Here is a 26,602-nt window from a genome sequence, read left to right as displayed (position 1 = left end):
CACACGCACCGGCCCCAAACAACAAATCAGCTCGGCGAGAACGGATGCGACATCGTTCCCTTCTTCGATACTACATCCTGGGCCGATGGCTCGCCCGCCACCGCGCGCGCAATCGCTTCCTTCGTCGCCTGATAGTTGAAGTCGTGAATCTTCTGGTCGTTGTCCGCTTCCCAGTGAATGAACACGCCGACGCAAATGAACAGGTCGTCGGCTTCGTCGGCGGGAATGACGCCGCCTTCCACGCTGTCGGCGACAGCCATCGCCACCGCGCGCTGCGCCGGGCCGAACATCTGCACGGCCTGCTTCGCGCCCTTGATCGTCACCTTGTTGAAGAGAATCGTGTTCGGCTTGGTCAGCAGATTCGGCGCAACCACGGCGAGCAGCGACGTGAAGCCGTCCTTGTTGTTCGTGAGCGCGTTGCAGAACGCGGTCTCGGCAGCGGAACCTCGCGGTCCGATGATCAAGTCGATGTGTGCCACCTCGTTGCCATCGCCGACGAGCGACTCTCCTACCAGGACGCGGTTGATCTTGGCCATGCTGTTCCTCCAGTGATGTGTGGTTCTAGGGACTAGCGACTTGCTCTCGACTCGCGACGGGCACCTCTTTAGCCGCGCAAGGCTCGCGGTCCCACCGGATTGCCGATGCGACCGCTCAACCGCGAACTTCCTAACATGTTCCGTGCCAATTTCCGGTCCGCGCGGGCAGACTTCATGCATTCGCCGATGACGTCGTCAACGCGACGAAAAGCGCCGCCACCGCGAGGTCCGCGCTCGTGCCGGGATTGATGCCGCGCGCCTTCAGTTCGGCATCCCATCGATCGAGCGCGGGCGACTCCGCGGGACAACCCGCCGCGTGCCAGTTCGCGCGATGCATCGCCGCATCGCGCGTGACACTTTGCGCCATCGCCGCGCCCTGCTTGCGCACAATGTGCGAATCGGGCCAGCCGGAAAGAAACGTCAGGAACGCTTCCAGCATCGCGCGATGCTCCGTCGCCGACGACACGGCGCCCACCGCATCGAGGCCCGCGCCGAAGATATCGGCGAAACCGTTCTCATACTGACGCGCAATGCTGTCGCGATCCGCCGCGAGCGACATCGCCGCGCGCAAGGTCACGGTCGGCGGCGCATGCACGGGCTGCTCGGGCGCGTCGCCGAGGCCGCCCGGATTCGCCAGCGCGATCGCGCGATACGCGAGGCGCGCATCGTCGACGTCCAGTTCCGCGAGCACGCGCTCGGTCGCCGCGCGCCAGCGCGATGCATCGATCGGAGCGTCGCCATCGAAACTTTCGAGCGCGGCGCACAAAGGCGCGGCGAGCAGCACGATGCCCAGATTCGTGTTGCAGCCGACCGCGTCGAAAGTCCGCCGCACGGCGTCGAGAATGCGCGCGCCCACGCGTGCGCGCGGCGTGAAGAGTCCCGCCGCCGCCGTGCCCGCGCTCGCGATGAATTGCGCCGATGTCATGTTGTGCCCCGCGCTCGCGACGCTCACGTTGCCGGGCTTCCTGGTCTCGACATCGAGCCGGCACGCGCGCAGAAACGCGGTGCGCGCGGCGTCAGACGCGCTCATCGCCGCTGGCGAGCGCAAGCGGGCCTTTCGATGCGGCCAGCTTGCGATCGAGAAAATCGTCGACGAGCAGCGCCGCGATATCGCGCGGCGTCACCGATTGCAAACCGCGCCACGCCGCGACGCCGTTCACTTCGAGCACGACCGGCCGTCCGCCTTCCGCCGGAATCAGATCGACGCCCGCGTAGTCGAGACCGAGCGCCTGTGTCGCGCGCACGGAGATGTCTGCGAGCGCGGGCGTGATTTCGGCAGGCTCGCATTTCGCGCCACGCGCGAAGTTGTGGATCCAGTCTTCGCCGCCGACGCGCTTCATCGCCGCGACCGCCTTGCCGCCGATAACGAGCACGCGCCAGTCGAAGCCAGGCGCACCCGCATCGACATAACGCTGCAGATACGCGACCTGACTGAAGGGTTCCAGCGACGGCAGCGTCACGCCGGGCTTCTTCAGCCCTTTGCCCTGCGAACCGAAAAGCGGCTTCATCACGACTTGCCGGCCCGCCGCCGCCTCGCGCATCAGCACGCGCTGCGCATGCGACGGCGATTCGCTTGCCCACGTCGCGGGCGTCGGCACGCCGTATCGGTTGAGCAGAAAGCTCGTCATCGACTTGTCGACGCTGCGCTCGATCGCGCGCGCATCGTTATAGACGGGCACGCCGCTCTCGCGCAGCGCATGCAGGATGCCGAGCCGCAACGTCACCTGCTCGAACGTGCCGCCCGCGATGCCGCGCACGAACACCGCGTCGGGCAGCGTGTGGCCGAAGCCGGGAATCGCGAGACCGTGCGGCTTCCATGTCGTGTCGATGCGGCAATCCGCGAGATCGACGCAACGCGCTTCGACATCGCGCGCGCGGAATGCTTTCTTCAGGCGGCCGGTGTGCCAGCCTGTCTCATCGGTCATGATGGCGACGCGCAAGCTCATGACGCGCTCCATTGCGCGTCGAGCAAAGGCTTGTCGACCTTGCCGCCGTGATACGTCGCGCCGCTTTCGAGACTCGACACCCACGCTTCGGCGGGCGCGAAGAGCGCCGGATCGATCTGATAGAAGTCGTAGTTGAACGACGTGAAGATCTCCGCGAACGGACGCCCGTAATCGCGCGCATTCGACGACGGCAATTCGGCGGCGAGCCGCTTCGCGACCGCGTCGCTTTTGACCGTCAGATGCACGCGGCCGCCGTAGAGGATCGCGTCGTTGGTGCGGCCCATCGCCTGGATGCCGTCGGGCGCGGGCGGCGGAAGCGGCGCGCTGCCGCTGCCTTCGACGATCTCCGCGAGATCGACGCCCAGCACATGCGTCTTGTGCAGCGCGACTTCCACGACACGCGCGACGACCTGCACCGTGCCCGCAACAGACTGTGTCGGCGTCACGGCGATGACGAGCTTGTCCGGCGCGAGGCCGCAATCGTTGAGCACTTTGTCGATGACAACTTGCGGCGGCAGCCGGTCCACTTCCATCACGAGCGCACCGCGATCGTGACGGTCGCGATAGCCCAGTTCGTCGAAGAGCGGTTCCTTGCACGCGAGCGCGCGCGCCGGCCCCGAGCCGAGCGAGAAAAATTTCTTGCCGCCCGTTTGCTCCTTGGTCGCGGAAAGGCTCCAACCCGCGTACTGACTCGCGAGGCACGCGAGCACCGGGTTGCTCGTATGCACTTCGATGAAGCTCGGCCAAAGCGGTGCGTCATCGAACGCGCTGCGCCGCGCGACCCGCCCGAGCCCGCCCATGCAGATGCGCGCGATCAGGATGCCCGCGTCGGCGCTGCCTTTGGCGTCCACGCCCGCATCGACGATGACGGTGCCGCCATCGGTGCGCGTGACGTCGACGTGAAGACGCGCGGCATCGTCGATGAGACGCGCGACGAGCCGCTCGCTCGATGCGTTGACGCTCACCGCCGAATCCGCCTGGAAAGTTGAAGTCATGGTCTCGATAAGAGTTCGATGCGTTGCAAAAGGCGCGCATGCTCGCGATCCAGCGCGTCGCGCAGATCGGAGAACGCGGGCGCGGACGCGGTCATCGTGCAGACCGGCTGGCCCGCTTCGATGCGCGCGCCGACGAGCGGCACGTCGTGACACGCTGGATCGTCGAAACATGCGTCGCTGAACGCGGGCGACGCCGTGAAGCCTTCGTGCGCGAACACGACGCGCTGCCCCGCATGGAGCGGCGGGGTGCGAGCGGCGGTATCCGGCGCGTGCGGCAGCTCGCCGTGCAGACACGCATCCAGATGCGCGCCGATCAAACCGCGCGGCCAGGCGTCGGGCCAGGCGGCTTCATAGAGCGCCATCGTCGATGACGGGCGCGTGTTGATTTCGAGCACGCTGAACGTGTCGCCGTCGAGCAGAAAGTCGATGCTGTTCAGCCCCGTCAGATCCGTTTGCCAGACGATTCGATCAATCGCTTCGACGATGCGCGCCGCGATGCGCGCGGGCAATCGCACCGGCCCGAGCGAGCCCGCGTGCACGAAGGGCAGACGTCCCGCCGCGACCGTCAGTTGCTCCGCGAAGCCGATGACCGCCGCCTCGCGATGCGCGGCGACGAAAAGCGCGGACATCGAACGGCCCGGCGCGAGCCGCTGAAAATACGCGCCGGCGGGCGCGCGCCCGACATCATCGGCCCATTCGATATGGGTGCCGCCGCAGCCGTCCGAACGTTTGACGAGCCAGCCGCTGCGATCGGCGGGCGGCGTGTAGCGCACTTCCGGATGCGCGATGTGCGCTTCGTCGAGCAGCGCGAAGAAGCGGCGCGGATCGCGCACCGCCGCCGCCTGCGCGCCGTTGCCGATGAAGCGCGGCATGTGCGGCGCGCGGCTCAGTTCGCCCGCGAGCGGCTCCAGTCCGCTCGTCACGATGAGACCGAGCATGCGCGGCAGGCGCGCGGCGTGTTCGAGCGCATCGAAGAGACGCGCGCGATCGATCGACAGACCCTTGCCGCCAATATCGAACCACATGCCCGCGTGCTCGCGCGTGTCGCGATCGCCGAAGATATCGAGCGCGACGACGTTCAGTCCCGCGCGCGCCGCCGATTGCGCCAGAAGCCGCGCCGACAAACCCGCGACGGCGATGCGCGGTGCGCGGGATAGCTCGCCTGCGATCATGAGCTTTGTCCCGCGACGATCGCGCGGGCTTCGTCGAATGCTTCGGGAAAGCCGAGATAAACGGGCTTGCCGCCGGTGCGCATGCGCAAAAACAGCCGATGCTCCGCCTGATATTTGACGTTGCCGATCGCGAGCGCGCCGATGCCGACCGCGTCCGCGCGCGCGGCGCCCGCGAGCGGCTTGCCGTCGTCCATCACGTTGACGCCGGCGATGCCTTCGGGCGGCACGGCGTTCACATCGGCGGCGATCAGCAGGTTTTTTGCGTGGGCGAGATCGGCGGATGTCATCACCTGTACGCCCGCGACCGCCGTCGCGAACACGACTTCGGCGCGCGCGAGTTCGCGATGCAACTGATCGGGCGAGCCGGTCGCGACGCCCGAAGTCGCGATATCGAAGCGGCGATTGATTTCGTCGCTTACTTGCGTCGCGCGCGACTGGCTCGAATGGCTCGCGACGACGACATCCGCGCCGAGCGATGCGGCCATCGCCGCGGCCACGCGTCCGACCGCGCCGGTGCCGCCGAGAATGAGCACGCGCTTGCCGCCGAGATCGACGGAATGCGCGGCGCGCAGATGCTTTTCCGCGAGCGCGACGAGCGCGGCGGCGGTCGTGTACGCGCCGCTCGGATCGGCGAAGACGGAGACTTCGAACGGCGGGACCATCGCGTTGCGGGCTTTTTCGAGCATGTCGGCGGCGAGCATCACGTCGCGTCCGCCGATGAAGATGCCCGTGCGCGACACGCCTTTTGGCCCGCGCGAGAAGATCGCGTCCTGCGTGAGCTGCACGACGATGTCTTCATCGACATTGCAGTAGGGCACGAGGATCTGATAGCCCGCGTCGGCGGCCATGTTCACATCGAACGGACTCATTTGCGGCGTGCTGGTGAACATGTGCAGGACGTAGGGTCTTTCGGTGGCTTCGGGCATGGCGATGGACTCGTTGGGCGTGGTGGATGGTTCGATGTGCGTTCCGTGCTCAGGCCGCGTCCGCGCCGTGATGACGATGACCCGCCGCACGCCACGTCGCGCCGCGATTGCGTCCGGCGGCGATCGTGAACGCGAGCGGTGCGCCTTGCGAGACGCGCTGCGCGGCGGCGAGCGCGCGTTCGGCGTCCTGCGCGCTCGCGACGAACGCGAAGCCGACCGGCCCCCACGATGTCTGTCCGATGCCCGCTTTCTGCTCCGCGGCGACGGCTTCGAGCGCGCGCGCGACGGCGGGGCTCGCGAACACGCCGCCTTGAACGGGCGCGAAGTATTCGCCGATGGTGTGTTGCAGGTCGCAGATGGCGTCGGCGTAGGTGTCGAAATCGTGTTCCGCGACGGCGGGCAGGACGCGCATCAGCACGAGATGCGAAAGGTGCGCGGCGAGCGATGCGGGGAAGGGTGCGAGCGATGCGAGGCCGCGTTTCTCTTCGTCGCCGTGGAGGCCTTCGCGCGAGGTGTCGTCGATGAGCAGGACGCGCCATGCGTCCGGGAATGGCTGGCGGGCGATGAGCGGCGGCAGTTTCGTCGTGGAGGTGTGGCGGGTATTGCGCGCGTCGCGGCCGCCGTCGACGATCAGGCCGCCGTGATCGAAGCCATGTATGCCGATGCCGGAGCGCGCGCCTCGCGCGAGGATTGTGGCGATATCGGCGGTGGTGGCTTCGTGGCCTCGTACGCGGGCGTAGGCGGTTCCCAGGGCCAAGGCCAGCTGCGTGCCGGAGCCTAAGCCCGTGTGGGCGCGCGGGGTTTCGTGTATCTCGATGTCGATCGTTGGGCCTTTGCCCAGTGCTGCTTCCAGTTGCTCGACGTGGTGTTCGATGCGTTCGCGTTGTGCTTCGGTGGTTGCGCCTTCGATGTGCGCATCGCGTCTGGATGCTGGTGCTTGCCTCGCCGTTATGCGCGTGCCGTGCGCGTCGATCGCAAGACCCACGCTGCCGAAGACGCGGCCCAGCGAGCCATTCGGATCGATGAAGCCAAGATGCAGGCGCGCAGGCGATTCGACTGTGATCGCCGTGGGCGGCGAGATGCGTGCTGGTTGAGTCGGCATCGGGATGGGCTTCCTTTTTCTTGGCGGGATTTTTTCGGGGCTTTGGGGTTAGGCAAATCCTGTACCAGTTTTTTGTTTCGCCGGATTCCGTGGTCTGTCGGTCTATTAGCGTTGCCCCCTGTGCGGGGCGGCACTCGCTTTCCTTGCTGTAGTCGCCGGATCCCGGTTTCGCGTCGGTCTATTAGCGTTGCCCCTGTGCGGGGCGGCACTCACTTTCTTTGCTGTAGTCGCCGGATCCCGGTTTCGCGTCGGTCTATTAGCGTTGCCCCTGTGCGGGGCGGCACCTACTTTCTTTGCTGCTGCAAAGAAAGTAGGCAAAGAAAGCAGCTTTTCAGGCCCGCGGTCACACGCAATTTGGGTAGTACTCTCGTCCCCGGTGGCACTCGCCTAAAGAGTGCCCTCATCACAATAACGGCGCTTGGCTCGCGCACGGTCCGCCGCCCAATAACTTCGGGGGCGCTGGTTCAGCACGAAATGGCGTCGGCACAGCGCTACGCGCTGCCGCTGGGTCTGCAAGGGAAACCATCGGTTTGCGCGCGCAGTGCGATAAAGATGTTAGTAGCGAAGCACGCGCCGACCCGATAGACCGGTCGGCCGCGCAGCGGGCTGGAGCTATTTGGTGCTGAGCCCGTTTATTGTGTGGTGCGATGTGGCAGACCGTGCGCGAGCCAAGCCCGGTTGGGCCTATGAGGGCACTCTTTAGGCAGCCCACGAACGACGAGAGGACTACCCAAATTGCGTGTGACCGCGGGCGTATCGGAAGCTGCTTTCTTTGCTTACTTTCTTTGCAGCAGCAAAGAAAGTGAGTGCCGCCCCGCACAGGGGCAGTGCTAATAGACCGACACGAATACGGGATCCGGCGAAAGCGAAAGCGAAATCAAAAGCGGAACCGAAAGCAAAAGCAAAAACAAAAACAAAACCTCAACCCTCGTCATACTTGATATAGCGGAAGCGCTGATCATCCGAGGGAGTGCCCTCGAGCGGCCCATCCTCCTTCCCGGGCTGCCACTGAATGACCTCTTCGATCTTCGAAGCAAGAGCAAAGTCCTTATCCGTGATGCCTTTAGCGGAATGCGTCTTGAGCTTGACGATGACGAACGCATAAGAAACCGTGAGATCCGGATGATGCCAGGCCGCTTCGGCAAGATGCCCCACCGTATTCACGACCATGAGCGTCCCCTTCCAGCTTTCGGTCTTGAACTTGCGCCTGAGCCACCCATCCTCGACATACCAGTGCTTGAGCACACCGGTCAGACGCTGCTTGATCTCCTCATCGGAATAGACCTTCTCGGCTTGAGCCATGGCGAAGCCTCCGCAAAGTTATCGACGCAAGACCCAGTATGCGCCAAACAAAACATGCTGCATCGCGTCATGTCACACGCGCCGCATGACTGTTCGCGTATTTGACACAGTATGTGTCGCCACCCGACAGGAATTCGTCCACTAACGACAGCATCACCCGTCAAACTCCCGATTTAAAGCAACAAAAGTTAAACCGGCATGGAATATGCAATTGGCCTCTCTACGCAAACGTCCGGCCATGTACTGGACGAAGCGCAACTCGTTACCTGCATTTGAAGGCGCGCACGATGCAACCCGGTAGCGTGGTCATCCCTGGGTCGGAGGCATCACCATTCTGGAGGAGACATGAACTTACGCACCCTGGTTCTTGGACTGGCGGTGGCAGCGACGGCAGGCCTGAATTCTTATGTCGCTCAGGCCGACTCGCAGCTCGACAGCCTGATCAAGAATCCCTCGAACTGGGCGGCGCAAGCGGGCGATTACTCGAATCACCGCTATAGCACGCTCAAGCAAATCAACGAAAACAACGTCGGCAAGCTACAGGTTGCCTGGACCATGTCGACTGGTGTGCTGCGCGGTCATGAAGGCTCGCCGCTCGTCATCGGCGACACGATGTATATCCACTCGCCCTTCCCCAACAAGGTTATCGCCATCAACCTGAAGGATCAGACCTTCATCTGGCAATACCAGCCCAAGCAGGACAATCAGGTCATATCGGTGATGTGCTGCGATACGGTCAACCGTGGCCTTGCATATGGCGACGGCAAGATCTTCCTCCAGCAAGCCGACACCAAGCTCGTCGCGCTCGACGCAAAAACCGGCGACGTCGTATGGACCGCGACCAACGGCGATCCGAAGAAAGGCGAAACCAACACCAACGCGCCGCACGTTTTCGGCGACAAGGTCCTGACCGGCATCTCGGGTGGTGAGTTCGGCGTGCGCGGCCGTATCGTCGCGTACAACATCAAGGACGGCAAGGAAGTCTGGAAGGCCTACAGCACCGGTCCCGACAACGAAATGCTGATGGACCCGCAGGCGACCATGACCTGGACCGACGGCAAGATGACGCCGGTCGGTGCCGACTCGTCGCTCAAGAGCTGGCAGGGCGACCAGTGGAAGTACGGCGGCGGCACGACATGGGGCTGGTACGCATGGGATCCGAAGCTGAATCTCATCTACTACGGCTCGGGCAATCCGGGCACATGGAACCCGACGCAGCGTCCGGGCGACAACAAGTGGTCGATGACGATCTTCGCGCGCGATCTCAACACGGGCCAGGCGAAGTGGGTCTATCAGATGACGCCTCACGACGAGTGGGACTATGACGGCGTCAACGAGATGATCCTCTCGGACCTGAACATCGGCGGCAAGACCGTGCCGGCGATCGTGCACTTCGACCGCAATGGCTTCGGCTATACGCTGAATCGCCAGACGGGCGAACTGCTCGTCGCGCAGAAGTACGACCCGGCGGTGAACTGGGCCGATAGCGTCGATCTGAAGAGCGGCCTGCCGATTCGCAATGCGAGCTACTCGACGCAGAAGGCCGGTCCCGATCACAACGTGAAGAACATCTGCCCCGCAGCGCTCGGCTCGAAGGATCAGCAGCCGGCCGCATTCGATCCTGGCTCCAAGCTCTTCCTCGTGCCGACGAATCACGTCTGCATGGACTACGAGCCGTTCCAGGTCGATTACGTGTCGGGTCAGCCGTTCGTCGGCGCGACGCTCTCGATGTATCCGGGCCCGAACGAGAAAGGCGCGATGGGTAACTTCATCGCGTGGGATGCCTCGAAGGGCAAGATCGTGTGGTCCAAGCCGGAGAAGTTCTCGGTGTGGTCCGGCGCGCTCGCGACCGCAGGCGGCGTCGTGTTCTACGGCACGCTCGAAGGCTACATCAAGGCAGTGCGCATTAAGGACGGCAAGGAGCTGTGGAAGTTCAAGACGCCATCGGGCGTCATCGGCAACGTGTTCACGTACCAGTACCAGGGCAAGCAGTATATCGGCGTGTACTCGGGCATCGGCGGCTGGGCCGGCATCGGCATGGCGGCGGGTCTCGAGAAGTCGACGGAAGGCCTGGGCGCGGTCGGCGGCTACAAGGAGCTCGCGAAGTACACGGCTCTCGGCGGCACGCTCTTCGTGTTCGCGATTCCGGGCGGTTGATGTTTCTTCGATGTGAATGAGTCGATGTGCGATGCGCGGCGGCTGCAACGGCCGCCGCGCCGCAGCAACACGAAGCACCTCATATACAAGACATGTTCAAGGAGTCAGACGTATGAAAGGCCGATCACTCTTGCTGCTGACGATGACGCTCGCTGCTTCGTCGGCTTCCTTTGCACAGACGCCGCCTGCGATGCCTGCGCAAATCAAGCCGGTCGCGTATAAGGTCGTCGATGGCAACAAGGTAGACAGCGACACGCTGCAGGGCTGGAAGACCTGGCGGGCGCTCGCGTGCGAACGCTGTCACGGGGCGAAGCAGGAAGGGATGGTCGGCCCGTCGCTGATCGATGCTTTCAAGACGCTCGACAAGAATGAGTTTCATCGAACCGTATTCGGCGGTCGCGTGGACAAGGGTATGCCCGACTTCAGCGCGAGCCAGATGATGCAGAAGAACTGGGAGAACCTCTATGCGTATCTGAAGGGGCGCTCCGACGGCAAGATCAACCCGGGCGATCTGCAGGCAATCGATGCAAAATGAAGACGTTGCATGGCCGATTGGCGGCTGACGTCTGATGATTGCTCTCATACCCGGAGGTGTCGATGTCTGATCGTAATGCAAGCCGCGCCGCTTCGTTCCGATTCGTAGCCACGTTATGCGCGGCATTCGCGACGTTCTCGGCGCAACAGGCGTTCGCGCAAGGTGCGCTCGCTCCGCCGCCCGATCTGCCGAACAACGATGGCGCGGACGGCATCCTGCGCGTGTGCGCCGATCCGAACAACATGCCGCTCTCCAACAAGAAGGGCGAGGGTTACGAGAACAAGATCGCGAGTCAGATGGCGAGCGATTTCGGCTACAAGCTCGAATATACGTATTGGCCGCAACGCATGGGATTCGTGCGCAACACGCTGCGCGAGAAAGTGCCGCAGACGGAGCGCTTCAAATGCGATCTGATCATCGGCGTGCCGAAGGGTTATGAATTGACCGCGACGACGCGTCCGTATCTGCATTCTACTTACGCGATGGTGTTTCCGAACAAGCCCGAATACGCGAGCATCAAGACTCCATCGGATCTGATGAATCTGCCGCCGGATCAGTTGAAGAAAATGAAGCTCGGCGTCTTCGTGAAGAGCCCCGCCGTGGACTGGCTGCTTCGCCATGATCTGATCGCTCAGGCTGTGTCGTATCAGGGGCAAAGCGGCGATCCCGAGGCGTTTCCCGGCGAGATGATCGAACGCGATCTGGCGAAGGGCGACGTCGATGCGGCTTTCGTATGGGGGCCGATCGCGGGCTATTTCGCGAATCGTTCCGATAACAAGGTGCGTCTCGTGCCGTTCCCGGCCGGTCAGCCGATTCGCTTCGACTATGAGATTTCGATGGGCGTGCGTTATGGCGAAAAAGCGTGGCGGGACAAGGTCGATAACTGGATTGCATCGAACCAGCCGAAGATCGATCAGATTCTGACGAGCTATCAGGTTCCATTGTTGCCGTTGCAGCCGGAAAGCGCCCAATGAAGCGGATATACGCGGCTTCTCTTTGCGCGTGGGTTATCGCGCTGGGCAGTGCGATGCCGCGCGTCGCGATGTGTGCGGACGCGCCCGTGGCTTCGGCGCCGACGTCCGTCGATATCAAGCCCGCTGAGCAGTTGCTCTTCATGCAGCCGCATATGACCGGTGTCGAGGCGCAGACCGAGCTCGATTACGCGGTGGATTATTCCGGGCCGCCGTCGAAGGTCAATGACACGTTGCGCGTGCTCGTCGTGAGTCAGGGCAACAGTAAGAACGACGCGAAGGTTTCCGATCGGACGGGGAATGTCAACGTGCCGGGCGGCTTGCCTTGCAATCCGGTGATCATCTATTTTCTGGAGCATGACATCGCGGAGATGGAGCAACTGACGGGCGGTCAGCGGCGCTATTTCCAGCAGCGCGTGAGGATGGCGCTTGCGGCGGGGCCTGCTATCACGCCGGTGTCGAGCGAAGCGCTCGGGCTTGGCAAGCATGCGAAGGCGCAGCAGATCGTCATTCAGCCTTATTTGAACGATCCCAACGCCGAGCGGTTCACCAAGTACCTCGCCAAGCGCTATACGTTCGTCATGGCCGATGACGTGCCCGGGCGATTGCTCATGATTCGCACCGAAGTGCCCGGTGATGGAAACGATTTTGCGCATCCGCTGCAGAAGGAGACGATTGCTTTTCAAGGGACGTTCAGGAATATGGGCGCGCCGGGGAAGCCCTCGAATGCGCCTCGGGCTAGCCGGTGATTTTTTTCTTTTTCGCCGGATCCCGGTTTCGCGGCGGTCTATTAGCGTTGCCCCTGTGCGGGGCGGCACTCACTTTCTTTGCTGCTGCAAAGAAAGTAAGCAAAGAAAGCAGCTCGTCACGGCCCGCGGTCACACGCAATTTGGGTAGTCCTCTCGTTGCAGATGGCACTCGCCTAAAGAGTGCCTTCATCACAATAACCGGGCTTGGATCGCGCACGGTCCGCCGCCCAATAACTTCGGGGGCGCTGGTTCAGCACGAAACAGCTTCGGCACAGCGCTACGCGCTGCCGCGGGGTCTGCAAGGGAAACCAACGGGCGGCGAAGGCGGCGAGATCGAGGCGTTAGTAGGGAAGCACACGCGGTCCCGATTGACCGGTCGGCCGCGGAGCGGGCTGGCGCTATTTGGTGCTGAACCAGTTTGTTGTGTGGTGCGATGAGACGGACCGTGCGCGAGCCAAGCCCGGTTGGGCCTATGAGGGCACTCTTTAGGCAGCCCACGATGGACGAGAGGACTACCCAAATTGCGTGTGACCGCGGGCGTATCAGTAGCTGCTTTCTTTGCCTACTTTCTTTGCAGCAGCAAAGAAAGTAGGTGCCGCCCCGCACAGGGGCAGTGCCAATAGACCGACACGATCACAGGATTCCAAAGAAGCCGCAGCGAACCAAACCCGCCCAAAACGACCCCGTGAATTTCATCCGCTCCCTAACCCTGCGTCAGCTGCAAATCTTCGTGATAGCAAGCCGCTGTCCAAGCTTCGCCCGCGCAGCGGAGGAACTGCACCTCACCCAACCAGCGGTATCGATGCAAATCCGGCAACTCGAAGAAGCGATCGGCTTACCGCTATTCGAGCGAGTCGCGCGACGCTTATCGCTGACCGAAGCCGGCGAAAGGCTCTCACATCACGCGAGCCGCATACTCGGCGAAATCAAAGACGCCGAAGACGCCATGATGTCGCTCACACAAGCCGATAGCGGCTCGATAGCGGTGAGCATCGTCAGTTCGGCGACGTACTTCGCCCCCAAGCTTCTCGCGCTCTACAGGCAGCAATATCCCAAGGTCGATGTGCGCTTCTCCGTCGGCAACCGAGAAACGCTCTTGCGTCTCTTGCAGGACAATGCAACCGATCTAGCCATCATGGGCCGCCCGCCGCCCGAACTCGGTACGACCGCCGAGCCACTCGCCTATCATCCGCATGTGATCGTCGCGCCGCTGTCGCATCCGCTGCGTCATGCAAAACAATTCGACCTTCAGGAACTTGCGAACGATACGTTCCTGCTACGCGAACCCGGCTCGGGCACGCGCGCCGTCGCCGAGCATGTCTTTCGGCAGAACCTCTTCGTGCCCGCGCATAGCGTCACGCTCGGCAGCAACGAAACCATCAAGCAGGCCGTCATGGCGGGCATGGGCGTGAGCCTCATCTCGCTGCACACGCTCTCGCTCGAACTGCGCACCGGCGAAATCGCCGTGCTCGACGTGAACGGCACGCCCGTCGAACGCACGTGGCAACTCGTGCATTCACGCTCGAAACAACTTTCGCCGACTTGCCTCGCTTTTCGCCGCTTCCTCCTCGAACACGCCGAACCGTTTCTGGAGCGCGAATACGCGCAGTTCGGCCTGCGCAGACCCAGGCGGCTCGCCGAAGCAAGCGACGTCCGATGAACGTCGCATCGGCCTGCCGTCGCATCACGTTCCTCGTACTAATTGCGTGTGCAACTATCGCGCGTGCGCAGACCGCGCTGCAGGTCACGCAGATCGCGCCCGGTAACTACGCGCATCGCGGTCACGACGATGTCGCGACGCACGAGAACGGCGGCGATATAGCGAATGTGGGCTTCATCGTCGGAACACGCTGCGTCGCGGTGATCGACACAGGCGGCACGCTCGCGGAAGGCCGCGCGTTGCGCGCCGCGATACGCGCTGTCACGCCGCTGCCGGTCTGCTATGTCATCAACACGCACATGCATCCGGATCACATCTTCGGGAATGCGGCTTTCAAGGACGATCATCCGCAATTCGTCGGCAGCGTGACGCTCGCGCAAGCCGAAGCCTCGCGCGCGGACAACTACATGCGCGCGCTCAATCGCGAGTTGGGTAGCGCGGCAGCGGGCAGCGAAATCGTCGCGCCGACGAAGACGATCGACGGAACGGGCACGCTCGATATCGGTGGACGCACGCTCACGCTGCGCACATGGAAAACCGCGCATACCAACAACGACTTGACGGTATACGATGAGAAGAGCGGCACGTTGTGGACGGGTGATCTGCTCTTTGTGCACTGCATTCCTGTGATCGATGGCAGCGTTATCGGCTGGCTCGACGACATTGCGCGCATTCGACAGATGAATCCGCGTCATGTCGTGCCGGGGCACGGTCCGCTCGATCCGCCTTGGACGCAATCGCTCGACGCCGAGGAACGCTATCTCGCCGATCTGGCGCGCGATGTGCGTGCTGCGATCAGGAGGGGCGAAACGATCGGGCAGGCAGTCGATAGCATCGGTCTCGGCGAGAAAGACAAGTGGCTTCTCTTCGACATGTATCACCGTCGCAATGTGACGGCCGCTTATGCGGAGCTCGAATGGGAGCAGTAGTGCAGGACTGGAGGGACATCATGAAGACAACATGGTCCGGCGTTCGCGCGATGACGGTCGCGAGCCTCGCCGCCGCGGCGCTCTCGCCGTATGCCGCGCAGGCGGCGCAGCCCGACGACGATCCCGACAAGGTGGCGCGCTGGATCGACTTCAGGGAAGGGACGTTCAAGGGCCGCACGATCGACACGCACGGCGATGCGGTCATCAAGCTCGACGCCCCCGCGCGCGCAGCCGATGCCGCCGTCGTGCCGATCGCGATCAACGCGCAGTTTCCGCAATCGCCCGCGCGTTACATCAAGAAGCTCTATCTCTTCATCGACGAAAATCCCGAGCCGTATGCAGGATCGTTCGAGTTCACGCCGGAATCGGGACTCGCGACGATCGAAACGCGCGTGCGCGTGGAGGACTACACGTTCATGCGCGCGATTGCTGAGACGAACGACGGCAAGCTCTATAGCGCCGTTCGTTTCGTGAAGGCGTCGGGCGGATGTTCCGCACCCGCCGACAAGGACGAAGACGCGGCCGAGCGGACAGCGGGACAGGTCCGTCTTCAGGCCGAAGGTCAGGCCGTGGCGGGCAAGCCCGAACTCGCGCAACTGATGGTGCGTCATCCGAATCGAACCGGCATGGCGATGAACCAGGTCACGCGCAACTACGCGTCGGCGTATTTCATTCGCAAGGTGTCGGTCACGTATGCGAATAAGCCGGTGATGACCGCGAACGTCAACTTCTCGATTAGCGAGAACCCGAATTTCCGCTTCTATTTCGTGCCGAGCGGAAGCGGCGAACTGAAGGCGTTTATCGAGGATACGAAGAACAAGCATTGGGACGGCGCCGTGGCGGTCAACGCGCAAACGGGCAGCGCGCAGACATCGGCGATGAAATGACGGTGCGCCGCTTGCGAGCGCTGCTCTTCACGCTGCTCTTTGCTGTCAGCACGCTCACGCATGCGGCGATGAGCGGCATGCCGGCACCTGTCGCCATTGCGCCGGGCGTGTACGCGTTCATCGGCGACAACGATGCCGTCGCGCCCGCGAATCACGGCATCGTCGCGAACAACGGCTTCATCGTCGGACAGAACGGCGTGACAGTCATCGACACAGGTTCGTCTTATCGCTATGGCCGCGCGATGATCGAAGCGATCCGCAAGGTCACGCCGTTGCCGGTGAAGCTCGTCATCATCACGCATCAGGCGCCCGAGTTCGTGTTCGGCGCGGCCGCGTTTCGCGACGAGGGCGTGCCGATCCTCGCGCACGCGCGCGCCGCGCAATTGATTCGCGAACGCTGTTCGATTTGTCTCGCCAATCTGCGCAAGACGCTCGGCGAAGATGAAATGGCCGGCTCGCGCGTGACCGTTCCCGATCAGACGGTAAACGGCACGACGGAGATCGAAAGCGGCGGACGCAAGCTGCAACTGCTGCACTTCGGTCCTGCCAGCACGCCCGGCGATCTCGCCGTGCTCGACACGCAAACCGGCGTGCTGTTCGCGGGCGGGCTCGTATCGAATGGACGCATACCCGAGCTGCGCAACGAGCAGATTTCCGGCTGGCTCGCCGCGCTCGAGAACCTGCGCGGGCTCGACCTGAAGACGGTTGTACCCGGCTTCGGCAAGCCCTTGCGCGGCGACGACATCATGCGGACCGGCACGTATCTGCGCGAGCTCGAAGCCGCGGTGAAGCAAGCCTACACGAGCGGCGTCGGACTGACCGAAGCGATGCACACCGTACAGGTGCCCGCGTTCAGGAACGACAAGCTCTACGCGACCGCGCAGCCGCAGAACGTGCAGCGCATCTATCTGCAACTGGAAAAGCAGTAGCGCGTTGACGCAACCTTTCTTCCAACGCCGTAAAACTACCAGGAGACACAACGATGGCCCAGCTCGTAGCGCTATATAAAAATCCGTCCGACCCGCAGGCATTCGACGACTACTATGCGTCGACTCACGCGCCGCTGGCAAAGACGCTGCCGGGCCTGCGGCGCTATGAGATCAGCGCGGGACCGGTCGTGGCGGCATCGGGAGAATCGCCATATCACCTCGTCGCGCTGCTTCAGTTCGATTCGCTGGAAGCGATCCAAGCCGCGTTCGACTCGCCCGAAGGCCAGAAGACCGCCGGCGATCTCGCGAATTTCGCGCAAGCCGGCGTCGATCTGCTGATGTTCGATTCGAAAGAAGCCTGACCGACCTTTATGCCTTCGGAGATGCAACCGCGTCTCCGAAGCGCGTCTCTTTCCTCAGCTTATTTCCCCGAACGCAAGACCCGCGTCGCCGAATGGGGATGCTGCACGGTTTTATATCCATCGATACAATACGTTTTCTATCGGACGATATAAAACGTCCGTCCTTCAATTCGATGGAGCGGGATCATGGCGCGACCGCGCAATTTCGACGAGGACAGCGTGCTGCATGCCGTTGCCGAAGCGTTCTGGACGCACGGCTACGACGGCACGTCCACACGCGACCTCGTGCAGTACACGGGCCTTACACAGCCGAGCCTCTATAACGCTTTCGGCGACAAGCGCGCGCTCTTTCTGCGCGCGCTCGATCACTATCTCGAACACACCTTGCGCGAGCGCATCAACAGGCTCCAATCCACGATGACGCCCGATCGCGCGATCAGCGCGTTCTTTCGCGAGGTCGTCGAGCGTTCGGTGTCGGACGAGCATCGGCGCGGCTGCATGCTCGTCAATGCGGCGCTCGGCGCATCGCCGGAAGACGAAGCGTTTCGCGAGCTCATCGCGGAGGAGATGTCGCTGATGCGCGCGTTCTTCGAGCGCTGCCTGAAGGCCGGATTCAAGAGCGGCGATATCGAGCGCGTGATGCCGGCCGATGCCGGCGCCACGAATCTGCTCGCGGTGCTGCTCGGCGTGCGCGTGCTCGCGCGCGTCGATCCGAAGCCCGCGTTGTTGATCGGCGCCGTCGCGCCGACGCTGGCGATGCTGAAGCTGCCGCCGCTCGGGCTGAGCGTCGGCAGGCGTTAAGGCCTTCGTATCCATTCACGTCACGTTGTCCGTCCGCGTGCAAGCGCTGCGGCCGGGGGAGTCGTCATCATGTCGGAACAAACGGTATCGGCCGTCAGCGCCGATCAGCCCACTGCGCTCGATGCCCGCACTTTCTTCGCGATGCTCGCGGGCTTTTGCGCGAGTCTCGTCGCCATCGGCCTCGCGCGCTTCGCCTACACGCCGCTGATTCCGCCGCTGATCGAGGCGCACTGGTTCACGTCTTCCCAAGCGGTGACGCTCGGCGCCGCTAACTTCGCGGGCTATTTCGCGGGCGCGCTCTTCGGCCGCGCGATCGCCCATGCGCTCACGAATCGTCACGCGCTGCGGCTGCTCATGGCGATCGCGACGGTGGCCTTCTTCGCCTGCGCGTTTCCGCTGTCGATTGCCTGGTTCTTCGCGTGGCGGTTCCTTTCGGGCTTGTCGGGCGGCGCGATCATGGTGCTCGTCGCGACGACGATCCTGCCGCATGTTCCGCCCGCGCGTCGCGGCTTCGCGAGCGGGATGATCTTCGTCGGACTGGGCTTCGGCATCGCTGCATCGGGGACGCTGATTCCGAAGCTCCTTCATCACGGATTGCACGATACGTGGATGGGGCTCGGCGTGTTTTCGCTGATATTGACGGCAATTGCGTGGTTCGGATGGCCCGCGTCGAACCCACCTGCCGTCGCAAAGCAAGATGCGGCAACGCATTCGAACACGCACGGCAATACGCGTTTGCGCCTGCTGTATGGGCAATATGCGGCGAACGCGCTCGGCCTCGTGCCCGTGATGATCCTGCTCGTCGATTGCATCGCGCGCGGCTATGGCCGAGGCGCCGAAGTGGGCGCGAGCTATTGGGTGCTGTATGGCGTCGCGGCGATCTTCGGGCCGCTCGTCTGCGGCAATGCGGGCGATCGCATCGGCTTCGGCATGGCTTACCGTTTTGCGCTGCTGGTGCAGGCGTGCGCGGTGGCGTTGCTGGCTTTATCGGCGAATCCGTATGTGATCGGTGTCGCGACGGTGGCGCTCGGCATCTCGACGACCGGCATCGTGCCCCTCGCGCTCGGGCGCGTGCATGAACTGCTGCCGCACGATCATACCGAGCAACGTGCGGCATGGAGCAGGGCGACGTCGGCGTTCGCGTTGTGTCAGGCGCTTGCCGGATATGGCTACTCGTTTCTGTTCTCGCATACGCATAACGATTACGCGCTGATTTTTGCGTGCGGAGCGTGTGCGCTGGCCGTTGCGTTCATTGCGGATATCGTCGTGAACCGCAAGCGCGCCGCGAGCTAATCGATGTGGCCGGAAGTCGAATCGTCCGCTTCGACTTCGGGGTCTGCGACGCTCAAGTCCTCGCGTCGATGATTGATGACGAGAAACACGCTCATCAGCGCGAGAAAGGCACCGACCAGCATCGCGGCATTGATGAAGACACGTTCATAGCCGAGCTCGGCGACGTTGATGAACGGATAGGGATAAAAGTCGGAGAGACGTCCGCGCCACAGCGTGATGCAAAGATAAGACAGCGGATAGACGAGCCAGAGCGCGCATCGTTTCAATGAAAGGTGAAAGCGCGGCACGAAGAGATACCAGTACAAGGCCGCGAGCGCGGGCACGATGGTATGCAGCGATTCGTTGACGAGCGCGCGATAGCCCGATGGTGTCCATAGATAGCGCAGCAACGCGTTATAAGCGATGCCGACGAACACGATATATACGACGACCGCCGTGACGACGGTCGGTTTGCGGAAGAAGCGCGCCAGGGGGAATCGCGCGCGTGTTGCAACGCAGGTGAAGCAGAACGCGGTCAGCAGCACGGTCAAGTTCGTCAGGTAGCTGCTCATGCGCGCGAGGCCGTCGAAGACGGTGAAGCCGCGATTGACGAGACGCGCGATGGTGATGTCCGTCTGCGCCGCGAACGCGAGCCACGCGATCATCGCGATGGCGGCGGCCAGCGCGAGCGATGCGGTGCTGGGCGTGTGAAGCGGCAACGCGGGTTCTTGACGGGGAGGTTGGCGGGACGTGTTCGACATGACGCCATTTTACGTGCGCGCCAGGCGACTGCACCGACGATCGCGTCAGCCGTCACCGCATGAAGCGTGGAAGGCCAAAGATCCAGCCTGGCGCCCGTTCGAGACACGTCCGATTCTGGTGCACGGCAAACTCGACTTATAAGTATCCGTGCTTCGCCCTCGAGGAAATCCAGACATGATGTGGCGGGGATTTCCCGGATGCGCACAACAACGTTCGTCTCGCTTGGAAGTGCGGCGGGGCGCAATCGATACGCACGGAGTGCCTCGCCGCGACCCGCTCACCCGAGCCTGACAACCGCATCCCTCAACGCCGTCCTCAACCCTTCCTCGACCACCGGGTGATAAAACGGCATCCGCAGCATCTCATCGACCGTGAGCTTCATCTGCAACGCCCACGCCAGCAAATGCGCGATGTGTTCCGCATCCGGCCCAATCCATTCCGCCCCGACGAAGCGGCGGCTCGCGCGATCGACATACACATGCATCAACCCGCGATTTCTGAGCATCACGCGGCTGCGGCCTTGATCCTCGAAACTCACTTCGCCCGTCACGAACGACTCGGGCTTAAGGTCGACATGACGCGAGCCGACCATCGCAATGCCCGGATCGGTGAACGCAACTGCAATCGGCGCGCGACGCTCGACCGCTTCGACATGCGGATAACGCGCGGCATTCGTGCCCGCCGCGCGGCCTTCGTCGGCGGCTTCGTGAAGCAAGGGCAGCACGCCGTTCGCATCGCCGGCGATGAAGACCGGATGAGCGCCCGCCTGCAGCGTGAGCGGATCGTAGACCGGCAGGCCAACGTCATCGAGTGCAAGCGATGTATTGCTCAAAGCCAGCCCGCCGACATTCGGCTTGCGCCCGGCAGCGACGAGCACGTAATCAAAGGTTTCCTCGATCGACTCGCCCGCATCTGACACATAGCGCAAACGCACTTCATCTCCTTCGCGCACGGCGGCCTGCACTTGCGCAAACGGCTCGAAACGAAACGCTTCGCTGAACACACGCCCGGCATACGCACGCACATCGGGATCGGTGAAAGGCCCGACGCGCCCGCGCGCGCCCAGCAGCGACACACGCACGCCGAGCCGCGCCAGCGCCTGACCGAGTTCGAGGCCGATGACGCCCGCGCCGATCACCGCAACGCGCTTCGGCAAATCGTCCCACGCGAACACATCGTCGTTGATGATGGCGCGATCGCCGAGCGCGCGATACATCGACGGCATAACGGGACTCGACCCCGTCGCGATGACGATGCTCTTCGCCTGCACCTTCGTATCGTCGCCCACTTGCAGCAGGTTATCGTCGATGAAGCGCGCGTAGCCGGTGAGCTTGTCCGCATCGGGCATCGCATCGACGCCCGCGACGACGAAGCTGACGAAACGATCGCGCTCGCGCTTCACGCGCGCCATCACTTCGCGCCCGTCGATGCGCAGCGCGCCATCGATATGCACGCCGAACGCCGCCGCGTGCGTCGCGTGATGCGCGGCATCGGCCGCTGCGATGAGAAGCTTCGACGGCATACAGCCGACGCGCGCACACGTCGTGCCGTGCGCGCCGCCTTCGATGAGAATCGCCGAAGCGCCCGCAGCCTTCGCCGCGCGATACGCCGAAAGTCCCGCGCTGCCCGCGCCGATGATGGCGACATCCGTATGGATCGTGTTCATGATGAAGTCCCGAGTGATTGATGCAGTTGCGGATCATCATAAAGCGCGGCGCGCAAATCGTGAATGCTCGTTCGTATCGCTTTTCTGCTCGATCGTCTCAACTCGCGACGCATCGAAGTGATGTATTCATCTAGACGTCTCATGCGCGTCACTATCTCGTCATGTTCGCTTCCTAGAATCTCCCGAACGTTTCAGCGCGCCATGTGAGCGCGCCCATCGAGGGAAGCTATGGACGCAATTCGCATCGAGCGTCTCACCAAGACGTTCCGGAATGGCCGCAAGGCGCTCGACTCCGTCGATCTGCGCGTGGAAGAGGGCGAGATGGTCGCGCTCATCGGCGCTTCCGGATCGGGCAAGTCGACGCTTCTGCGGCACATCGCAGGCTTCACGGCATCCGACCCCGCGCCGTCGCACGTCACGTTGCTCGGCCGCCCGATCCAGCAGAACGGCAGGATCGTGCGTGAAGTGCGCTCGATACGCCGCGACGTCGCCTTCGTGTTTCAGCAGTTCAATCTCGTCGGACGTCTTTCAGTGCTGACGAACGTGCTGATCGGCGCGTTGTCGCGCGTGTCGTTGTGGCGTCGTATGTCCGGGCGCTTTCCGCGCGACGAACGCTCGCTCGCGATGGATTCGCTCACCGCGATGGGCATCGGCGAACACGCGTTCGAACGCGCGAGCAATCTGTCGGGCGGTCAGCAGCAGCGCGCGGCACTGGCACGCGCGCTCGTGCAGCGTGCGCGCATCGTGCTCGCGGATGAACCGATCGCATCGCTCGATCCCGAATCGGCGCGACGCGTCATGGAACTCATGCAGACGCTCAATCGCGAGCGCAAGCTGACGGTCGTCGTGTCGCTGCATCAGATCGATGTCGCGATGAAGTACTGCCCGCGCACGATCGCGTTGCGCGATGGCCGCGTCGTCTTCGATGGCGCGAGCGAGCGTCTCACGCCCGAGGTGCTGCACAAGCTCTACGGATCGTCCGCCAGCGAACTGCTTGCGCATCACGTAGCGCGGACGCACGCCGCGGAACCTCAACTCAACGTCAACTCCTGGATCGCATCATGAAAAAATTCCTGGCCGGCGCCGCGCTCGCGTCTTGCCTGCTGACGCAATCCGTTCTTGCCGAGACGATCAACTTCGGCATCATCTCGACGGATTCGTCGGCCGCGCTCAAGCAACGCTGGCAACCGCTCATCGACGATCTGAACAAGCAGACGGGTCTCGACGTGAAGGCCTACTTCGCGACCGACTACGCGGGCATCATCGAAGCGATGCGCTTCAACAAGGTGCAGATCGGCTTCTTCGGCAATGCATCGGCGATCGAAGCGGTCGATCGCTCGAACGGCGAAGTCTTCGCGAAGGTGAAGTACAAGAACGGCGATGCGGGCTATTACTCGCTGCTCATCACGAACGCGAACAGCAAGTGGAAATCGCTCGATCAGGTGCTGAAGAACACGAAGGAAATCAATCTCGGTTTCGGCGATCCGAATTCGACGTCGGGCACGCTCGTGCCATCGTATTACCTCTTCGCGAAGAACGGCATCAACGCGAAGTCGTCGTTCAAGAGCGTGCTGCCGTCGAGCCATGAAGCGAACATGCTCGCGGTCGTCAACGACAAGATCGATGTCGCGACCAACAACACCGACATGCTCGACACCATCAAGACGCAACATCCCGAGCTGTATCCGAAGGTGCGCGTGTTGTGGAAGTCGCCGCTCATTCCATCGGACCCGCTCGTATGGCGTCGCGATCTGCCGCAAGCGACGAAGGACAAGCTGCGCAACTTCTTCGATCACTACGCGGAAAAGGACCCGCGCGAACAAGCGGTGATGACTGCGATCTCGGGCTATTCGGGCTTCGCCGATTCGTCGAACGCGCAACTCGTGCCGATTCGTCAGATGGCGCTCTTCCAGAAGAAGCAGCAGGTGCAGAACGACGCGCATCTCGACGACGCCGACAAGAAGGCGCAGATTGCCGCGCTCGATCAGAAGATCGCCGCGCTCGACACGACGGCGGCGAAGTAAATGAAGCCGCTCGACGTAACGACGTTCGAGGCCGGCATCGTGCGGCCCGTGCGGACGAGTGCACCGAAGCGCAGCTGGACATCGATGTTCGGCTGGATCGTCCTGATCGCCGTGCTGGGCCTGTCGTGGCAGAGCGCGGACATGCGCCCGCTCGATCTGCTCGGCGCATCGGGCAACATGAGCCAGTTCGCGCGCGACTTCTTTCCGCCCGACTTCACGGAATGGCGCACGTACGTGCATGAAATGATCGCGACGCTCGCGGTCGCCGTGTGGGGCACGGCGCTCGCGCTCGTCTGCGCCGTGCCATGCGGGCTGCTATCGGCGCAGAACATCGCGCCCGTATGGATCTCGCAACCCGTGCGCCGCCTGATGGACGCGTGCCGCGCGATCAACGAAATGGTCTTCGCGATGTTGTTCATCGTCGCGGTCGGACTCGGGCCTTTCGCCGGCGTGCTCGCGTTGTGGGTTCATACAACAGGCGTGCTCGCGAAGCTCTTCGCCGAAGCGGTCGAAGCCGTCGATGCGCGGCCCGCCGAAGGCGTGCGCGCGACCGGCGCGAGCAGTCTCGATGAAATCGTCTACGGCGTGCTGCCGCAAGTGTTGCCGCTGTGGATTTCGTTCGCGCTGTATCGCTTCGAGTCGAACGTGCGCTCCGCGATGGTCGTCGGCATGGTCGGCGCGGGCGGTATCGGCGTCGTGCTGTATGAAGCGATCCGCTCGTTCAACTATGCGCAGACGTCGGCGGTGATGCTGATCGTCATCGCGATCGTGTCGATGATCGATCTCGCTTCCGGGTGGGTGCGCGAACGCGTGATTTGATTGCGCTTGCAACTATCGATGCCGAGCGCCTCATCAGGCGCTCGCGTCGTTTTCAGGCGTGGTTCGTACGCGCGAGCAGCGCGAGCAATTGCGTGCCGGCGTCTGCGAGCATGCCCGAGTTGTCGATCTTCACGACATGCGCGTGCGACGGCAGTTCGAAGGCCGGACGGCGCGCGAGACGCGCTTCGATCTGCCGGGCGTCTTCGCGTCCACGACGCGCGAGGCGCGCGGCAAGCACGGACGGCGCTGCATCGATATGCACGAAGCGCGCATGCGGATAACGTTCGAGCGCGAGTTCCGCATGCTGGCGCGAGCCGTTCACGACGACTGGCCTGCCGCGCGCGAGCCACGCATCCAGCTCGATGCCGATGCCATACCGCAGCCCGAGGCTTTCCCAATGCATCGCGAAGAGGCCGTATGACAGTCTCGAAGCGAATTCGTCATGCGAAAGGGCGATATGGTTCTCGCCGTCCGCGACCGCGCGCGTGATGTAGCGATGCGCGAACAGCACCTGTGCGCCGATGCGTTCGCGCGCGAAGCCGAGCAGCGAGTCCTTGCCCGCGCCTGACGGTCCCATCACGTAGATCAGTTTCGTGCTATCCACTTCGGTCATGCCACTTCCCGTGCGTTGTTGAACGGCAGGCGCTGCCATAGCGCGAACGGCGCGCCCGGCTGCGGCTCGATGAAAAGCGCCGCGCCGTGCACCGGCAGCGGGCCGAGCGTATCGATGCGCGCCTTCCATTCCGACATGATCGACGCGCGCGCGTTCGCATCGTCGAGGGAATCGGAAAGGGTCATATGGAAGCGATATTCCTCGAGGACATACGGATAACCCCATTCGCGCAGCAATTCGATCTGCCGTGCGCTCATGCCATCGACGATGCGCCGCTCGATGCTTTCCCGCGATGGCATCGTACGCAACGCGGAGAGCGCCTTCAGTGCGCTCGCGGCCAATGCTCGAAGGGTTGCGTCGTCGGCGGGCGCGGCGGGCCGTAGCGCGACGAAACGGCCCATTTCCGTGGGGCATACCGGCATCTCGAAGCGCGGCGTCGAACTGGCCCACGCACGCGCACATGCCAGCACGTCCGCGAGCTCGACACCCGGGGCCATATGAAACGGCGCGACGAGCGTCGCGTGCCAGCCGTAACGGCGCGGGGCGTGCGTCACGGCATGCGCGGGCGTCGCGGTTTCGCGGCCGCTCTCGGGATCGCGGCCGAGCCATTCGCAACCTTCGCGCCACCATGCGGAAGCGGCGGGCGGCGCGTAATAGAGCGCCACGCGCGGATGAACGGCGGCGCTCATCGATCGTGCTCGACCATCAATTGCACGCGATCCGCCGCGAAATGCGTGATGCCGTATTTGATCGGCACGCCGTCCTCGTCGACATCGACGTTTTCGACCCACAGCACCGGCTGCTGACGATTGATCTGCAAGCGCCGCGCCACGTCCGACGAAGGCAGCACGCTGCCGATGCGGCTCCATTTGCGCATGTAATCCTTTACGCCGAACGTCTCCAGCGCGGCACTGACACCGCCCGCCGCTTCGATGACCGCGGGCAGATCGTTGAAGCGCGCGGCTGGGTACCAGTTGCGCGCATACGTCATCGGAATGCCGTCGGAGTCGTGGCGCGTTTCGATCTGATAGACGAGCGTGCCGGCGCGCACGCCGAGCGCCTTCGATACGGTCGGATCGGCCTTCACGCGCTCCGAACTCAGCACGACGCCAGCCGACGTGTGCTTCTTGCGGCGCAGATTCTCGGTGAAGCGCGTGCGCCGGCCGATCTGATAATCGATCGCGCCCGGCTGCACGAACGTGCCGCGCCCCTGCTCGACGCTCACGAGACCCGTTGCGGCAAGCCGCAGCATCGCGCGGCGAACCGTATGACGGTTCACGTCGAAACGCTTGGCGAGTTCCGCCTCGCTCGGCAGGCGTCCTTCGTCGCCGAAGCTCTTCGCGGCAATCTCGGCGGCGAGTATCTGCTCGATCTGCCGCCAGACCGCGACCCCCGCGCCGCGCTCCACGGCAACGCCAGGCGCCGCATTTTCGTTGGATGTCATTGCGCTGTCATTCCTGTCGGTTTGAATATCGTTCTCCCGGATT

27 protein-coding genes are annotated in these 26,602 nt (G+C 63.3%); 14 read left to right on the top strand and 13 right to left on the bottom strand.

The window, feature by feature from the left end; all coding sequences use genetic code 11:
• Positions 1-26: 26 nt before the first annotated feature.
• The 8 genes from fae to NCS67_RS19205 all read right to left on the bottom strand — a co-directional run bounded on the left by fae (position 27) and on the right by NCS67_RS19205 (position 7,979).
• Positions 27-536 (bottom strand): formaldehyde-activating enzyme, encoded by a 510-nt coding sequence (gene fae, locus NCS67_RS19240; protein WP_008354351.1) that lies wholly within the window; start codon positions 534-536, stop codon positions 27-29.
• Positions 537-708: 172 nt separating this feature from the next.
• Positions 709-1,566, bottom strand: a complete 858-nt coding sequence (locus NCS67_RS19235; RefSeq protein WP_250436147.1) for a triphosphoribosyl-dephospho-CoA synthase — start codon at positions 1,564-1,566, stop codon at positions 709-711.
• Positions 1,553-2,482, bottom strand: a complete 930-nt coding sequence (locus NCS67_RS19230) for an ATP-grasp domain-containing protein (RefSeq protein ID WP_175982839.1) — start codon at positions 2,480-2,482, stop codon at positions 1,553-1,555. Before NCS67_RS19230 ends, NCS67_RS19235 begins: the two co-directional genes overlap by 14 nt.
• On the bottom strand, positions 2,479-3,477 hold the full coding sequence (mch, locus tag NCS67_RS19225; protein WP_008354354.1) for a methenyltetrahydromethanopterin cyclohydrolase: 999 nt from the start codon (positions 3,475-3,477) through the stop codon (positions 2,479-2,481). Before mch ends, NCS67_RS19230 begins: the two co-directional genes overlap by 4 nt.
• Complete coding sequence (locus tag NCS67_RS19220; RefSeq protein ID WP_250436146.1) at positions 3,474-4,649, bottom strand: ATP-grasp domain-containing protein; 1,176 nt, start codon at positions 4,647-4,649, stop codon at positions 3,474-3,476. Before NCS67_RS19220 ends, mch begins: the two co-directional genes overlap by 4 nt.
• Positions 4,646-5,575 (bottom strand): NAD(P)-dependent methylenetetrahydromethanopterin dehydrogenase, encoded by a 930-nt coding sequence (locus tag NCS67_RS19215; RefSeq protein ID WP_008354357.1) that lies wholly within the window; start codon positions 5,573-5,575, stop codon positions 4,646-4,648. Before NCS67_RS19215 ends, NCS67_RS19220 begins: the two co-directional genes overlap by 4 nt.
• Positions 5,576-5,624: 49 nt before the next feature.
• A complete protein-coding gene (locus NCS67_RS19210) occupies positions 5,625-6,677 on the bottom strand; it encodes a beta-ribofuranosylaminobenzene 5'-phosphate synthase family protein (protein WP_250436145.1) in 1,053 nt (350 codons plus the stop codon).
• Positions 6,678-7,598: 921 nt separating this feature from the next.
• Positions 7,599-7,979, bottom strand: a complete 381-nt coding sequence (locus NCS67_RS19205; protein WP_008354359.1) for a 4a-hydroxytetrahydrobiopterin dehydratase — start codon at positions 7,977-7,979, stop codon at positions 7,599-7,601.
• Positions 7,980-8,324: 345 nt separating this feature from the next.
• Between NCS67_RS19205 and NCS67_RS19200 the strand changes: the two genes are divergently transcribed.
• The 11 genes from NCS67_RS19200 to NCS67_RS19150 all read left to right on the top strand — a co-directional run bounded on the left by NCS67_RS19200 (position 8,325) and on the right by NCS67_RS19150 (position 19,252).
• Entirely contained in the window at positions 8,325-10,136 is a 1,812-nt protein-coding gene (locus NCS67_RS19200) for a methanol/ethanol family PQQ-dependent dehydrogenase (protein ID WP_008354360.1), read from the top strand.
• Positions 10,137-10,248: 112 nt separating this feature from the next.
• Positions 10,249-10,671 carry a c-type cytochrome gene (locus NCS67_RS19195; RefSeq protein ID WP_008354361.1) on the top strand — a complete coding sequence of 141 codons (423 nt, stop codon included), beginning with the start codon at positions 10,249-10,251 and terminating at the stop codon, positions 10,669-10,671.
• Positions 10,672-10,733: 62 nt separating this feature from the next.
• Positions 10,734-11,645, top strand: coding sequence for a substrate-binding domain-containing protein (locus NCS67_RS19190; RefSeq protein WP_008354362.1), 912 nt, complete (start codon positions 10,734-10,736; stop codon positions 11,643-11,645).
• Positions 11,642-12,391: a hypothetical protein gene (locus NCS67_RS19185; RefSeq protein WP_008354364.1), complete on the top strand. Its 750-nt coding sequence runs from the start codon at positions 11,642-11,644 to the stop codon at positions 12,389-12,391. Before NCS67_RS19190 ends, NCS67_RS19185 begins: the two co-directional genes overlap by 4 nt.
• Positions 12,392-13,076: 685 nt before the next feature.
• Positions 13,077-14,051, top strand: a complete 975-nt coding sequence (locus NCS67_RS19180; RefSeq protein ID WP_250436144.1) for a LysR family transcriptional regulator — start codon at positions 13,077-13,079, stop codon at positions 14,049-14,051.
• Positions 14,048-14,980: a quinoprotein relay system zinc metallohydrolase 2 gene (locus NCS67_RS19175; RefSeq protein WP_250436143.1), complete on the top strand. Its 933-nt coding sequence runs from the start codon at positions 14,048-14,050 to the stop codon at positions 14,978-14,980. The genes NCS67_RS19180 and NCS67_RS19175 overlap by 4 nt, the downstream gene beginning before the upstream one ends.
• Positions 14,981-15,000: 20 nt before the next feature.
• Positions 15,001-15,867, top strand: coding sequence for a quinoprotein dehydrogenase-associated SoxYZ-like carrier (locus tag NCS67_RS19170; protein ID WP_250436142.1), 867 nt, complete (start codon positions 15,001-15,003; stop codon positions 15,865-15,867).
• Positions 15,864-16,796 (top strand): MBL fold metallo-hydrolase, encoded by a 933-nt coding sequence (locus NCS67_RS19165; RefSeq protein ID WP_250436141.1) that lies wholly within the window; start codon positions 15,864-15,866, stop codon positions 16,794-16,796. The genes NCS67_RS19170 and NCS67_RS19165 overlap by 4 nt, the downstream gene beginning before the upstream one ends.
• Positions 16,797-16,849: 53 nt before the next feature.
• Positions 16,850-17,158 (top strand): EthD family reductase, encoded by a 309-nt coding sequence (locus tag NCS67_RS19160; RefSeq protein ID WP_008354369.1) that lies wholly within the window; start codon positions 16,850-16,852, stop codon positions 17,156-17,158.
• A 186-nt stretch (positions 17,159-17,344) separates the two neighbouring features.
• A complete protein-coding gene (locus NCS67_RS19155; protein ID WP_250436140.1) occupies positions 17,345-17,959 on the top strand; it encodes a TetR/AcrR family transcriptional regulator in 615 nt (204 codons plus the stop codon).
• A gap of 69 nt (positions 17,960-18,028) precedes the next feature.
• Positions 18,029-19,252, top strand: a complete 1,224-nt coding sequence (locus NCS67_RS19150; RefSeq protein ID WP_008354371.1) for a YbfB/YjiJ family MFS transporter — start codon at positions 18,029-18,031, stop codon at positions 19,250-19,252.
• On the opposite strand, the gene NCS67_RS19145 is transcribed toward NCS67_RS19150, so the two are convergent.
• Positions 19,249-19,992, bottom strand: coding sequence for a Pr6Pr family membrane protein (locus NCS67_RS19145; RefSeq protein ID WP_250436139.1), 744 nt, complete (start codon positions 19,990-19,992; stop codon positions 19,249-19,251). The genes NCS67_RS19150 and NCS67_RS19145 overlap by 4 nt on opposite strands.
• 278 nt (positions 19,993-20,270) lie before the next feature.
• Positions 20,271-21,659, bottom strand: coding sequence for a dihydrolipoyl dehydrogenase (locus tag NCS67_RS19140; protein WP_250436138.1), 1,389 nt, complete (start codon positions 21,657-21,659; stop codon positions 20,271-20,273).
• A gap of 228 nt (positions 21,660-21,887) precedes the next feature.
• On the opposite strand from NCS67_RS19140, the gene phnC reads away from it, so the two are divergent.
• From phnC to phnE, 3 genes are all read left to right on the top strand, one after another.
• Positions 21,888-22,724 (top strand): phosphonate ABC transporter ATP-binding protein, encoded by an 837-nt coding sequence (gene phnC, locus NCS67_RS19135; RefSeq protein WP_175982850.1) that lies wholly within the window; start codon positions 21,888-21,890, stop codon positions 22,722-22,724.
• Positions 22,721-23,683, top strand: a complete 963-nt coding sequence (gene phnD, locus NCS67_RS19130) for a phosphonate ABC transporter substrate-binding protein (protein WP_250436137.1) — start codon at positions 22,721-22,723, stop codon at positions 23,681-23,683. The genes phnC and phnD overlap by 4 nt, the downstream gene beginning before the upstream one ends.
• A gap of 84 nt (positions 23,684-23,767) precedes the next feature.
• Entirely contained in the window at positions 23,768-24,502 is a 735-nt protein-coding gene (gene phnE, locus NCS67_RS19125) for a phosphonate ABC transporter, permease protein PhnE (protein ID WP_250436357.1), read from the top strand.
• 52 nt (positions 24,503-24,554) lie between these two features.
• Here the strand turns inward: phnE and phnN are convergent, their stop codons facing one another.
• The 3 genes from phnN to phnF are packed head-to-tail and all read right to left on the bottom strand — an operon-like array spanning position 24,555 to position 26,559.
• On the bottom strand, positions 24,555-25,115 hold the full coding sequence (gene phnN / locus NCS67_RS19120) for a phosphonate metabolism protein/1,5-bisphosphokinase (PRPP-forming) PhnN (protein WP_250436136.1): 561 nt from the start codon (positions 25,113-25,115) through the stop codon (positions 24,555-24,557).
• Entirely contained in the window at positions 25,112-25,804 is a 693-nt protein-coding gene (locus NCS67_RS19115; protein WP_250436135.1) for a DUF1045 domain-containing protein, read from the bottom strand. Before NCS67_RS19115 ends, phnN begins: the two co-directional genes overlap by 4 nt.
• A complete protein-coding gene (gene phnF / locus NCS67_RS19110) occupies positions 25,801-26,559 on the bottom strand; it encodes a phosphonate metabolism transcriptional regulator PhnF (protein WP_250436134.1) in 759 nt (252 codons plus the stop codon). The genes NCS67_RS19115 and phnF overlap by 4 nt, the downstream gene beginning before the upstream one ends.
• Between the last annotated feature and the right edge of the window lie 43 nt (positions 26,560-26,602).

It is taken from the genome of Caballeronia sp. ATUFL_F2_KS9A (genome assembly GCF_023630765.1).
Taxonomy (GTDB): Bacteria; Pseudomonadota; Gammaproteobacteria; order Burkholderiales; family Burkholderiaceae; genus Caballeronia; species Caballeronia zhejiangensis.
Note: the sequence above shows the minus strand (reverse complement) of the source record. Positions and strands in the feature narration are given on the sequence as shown.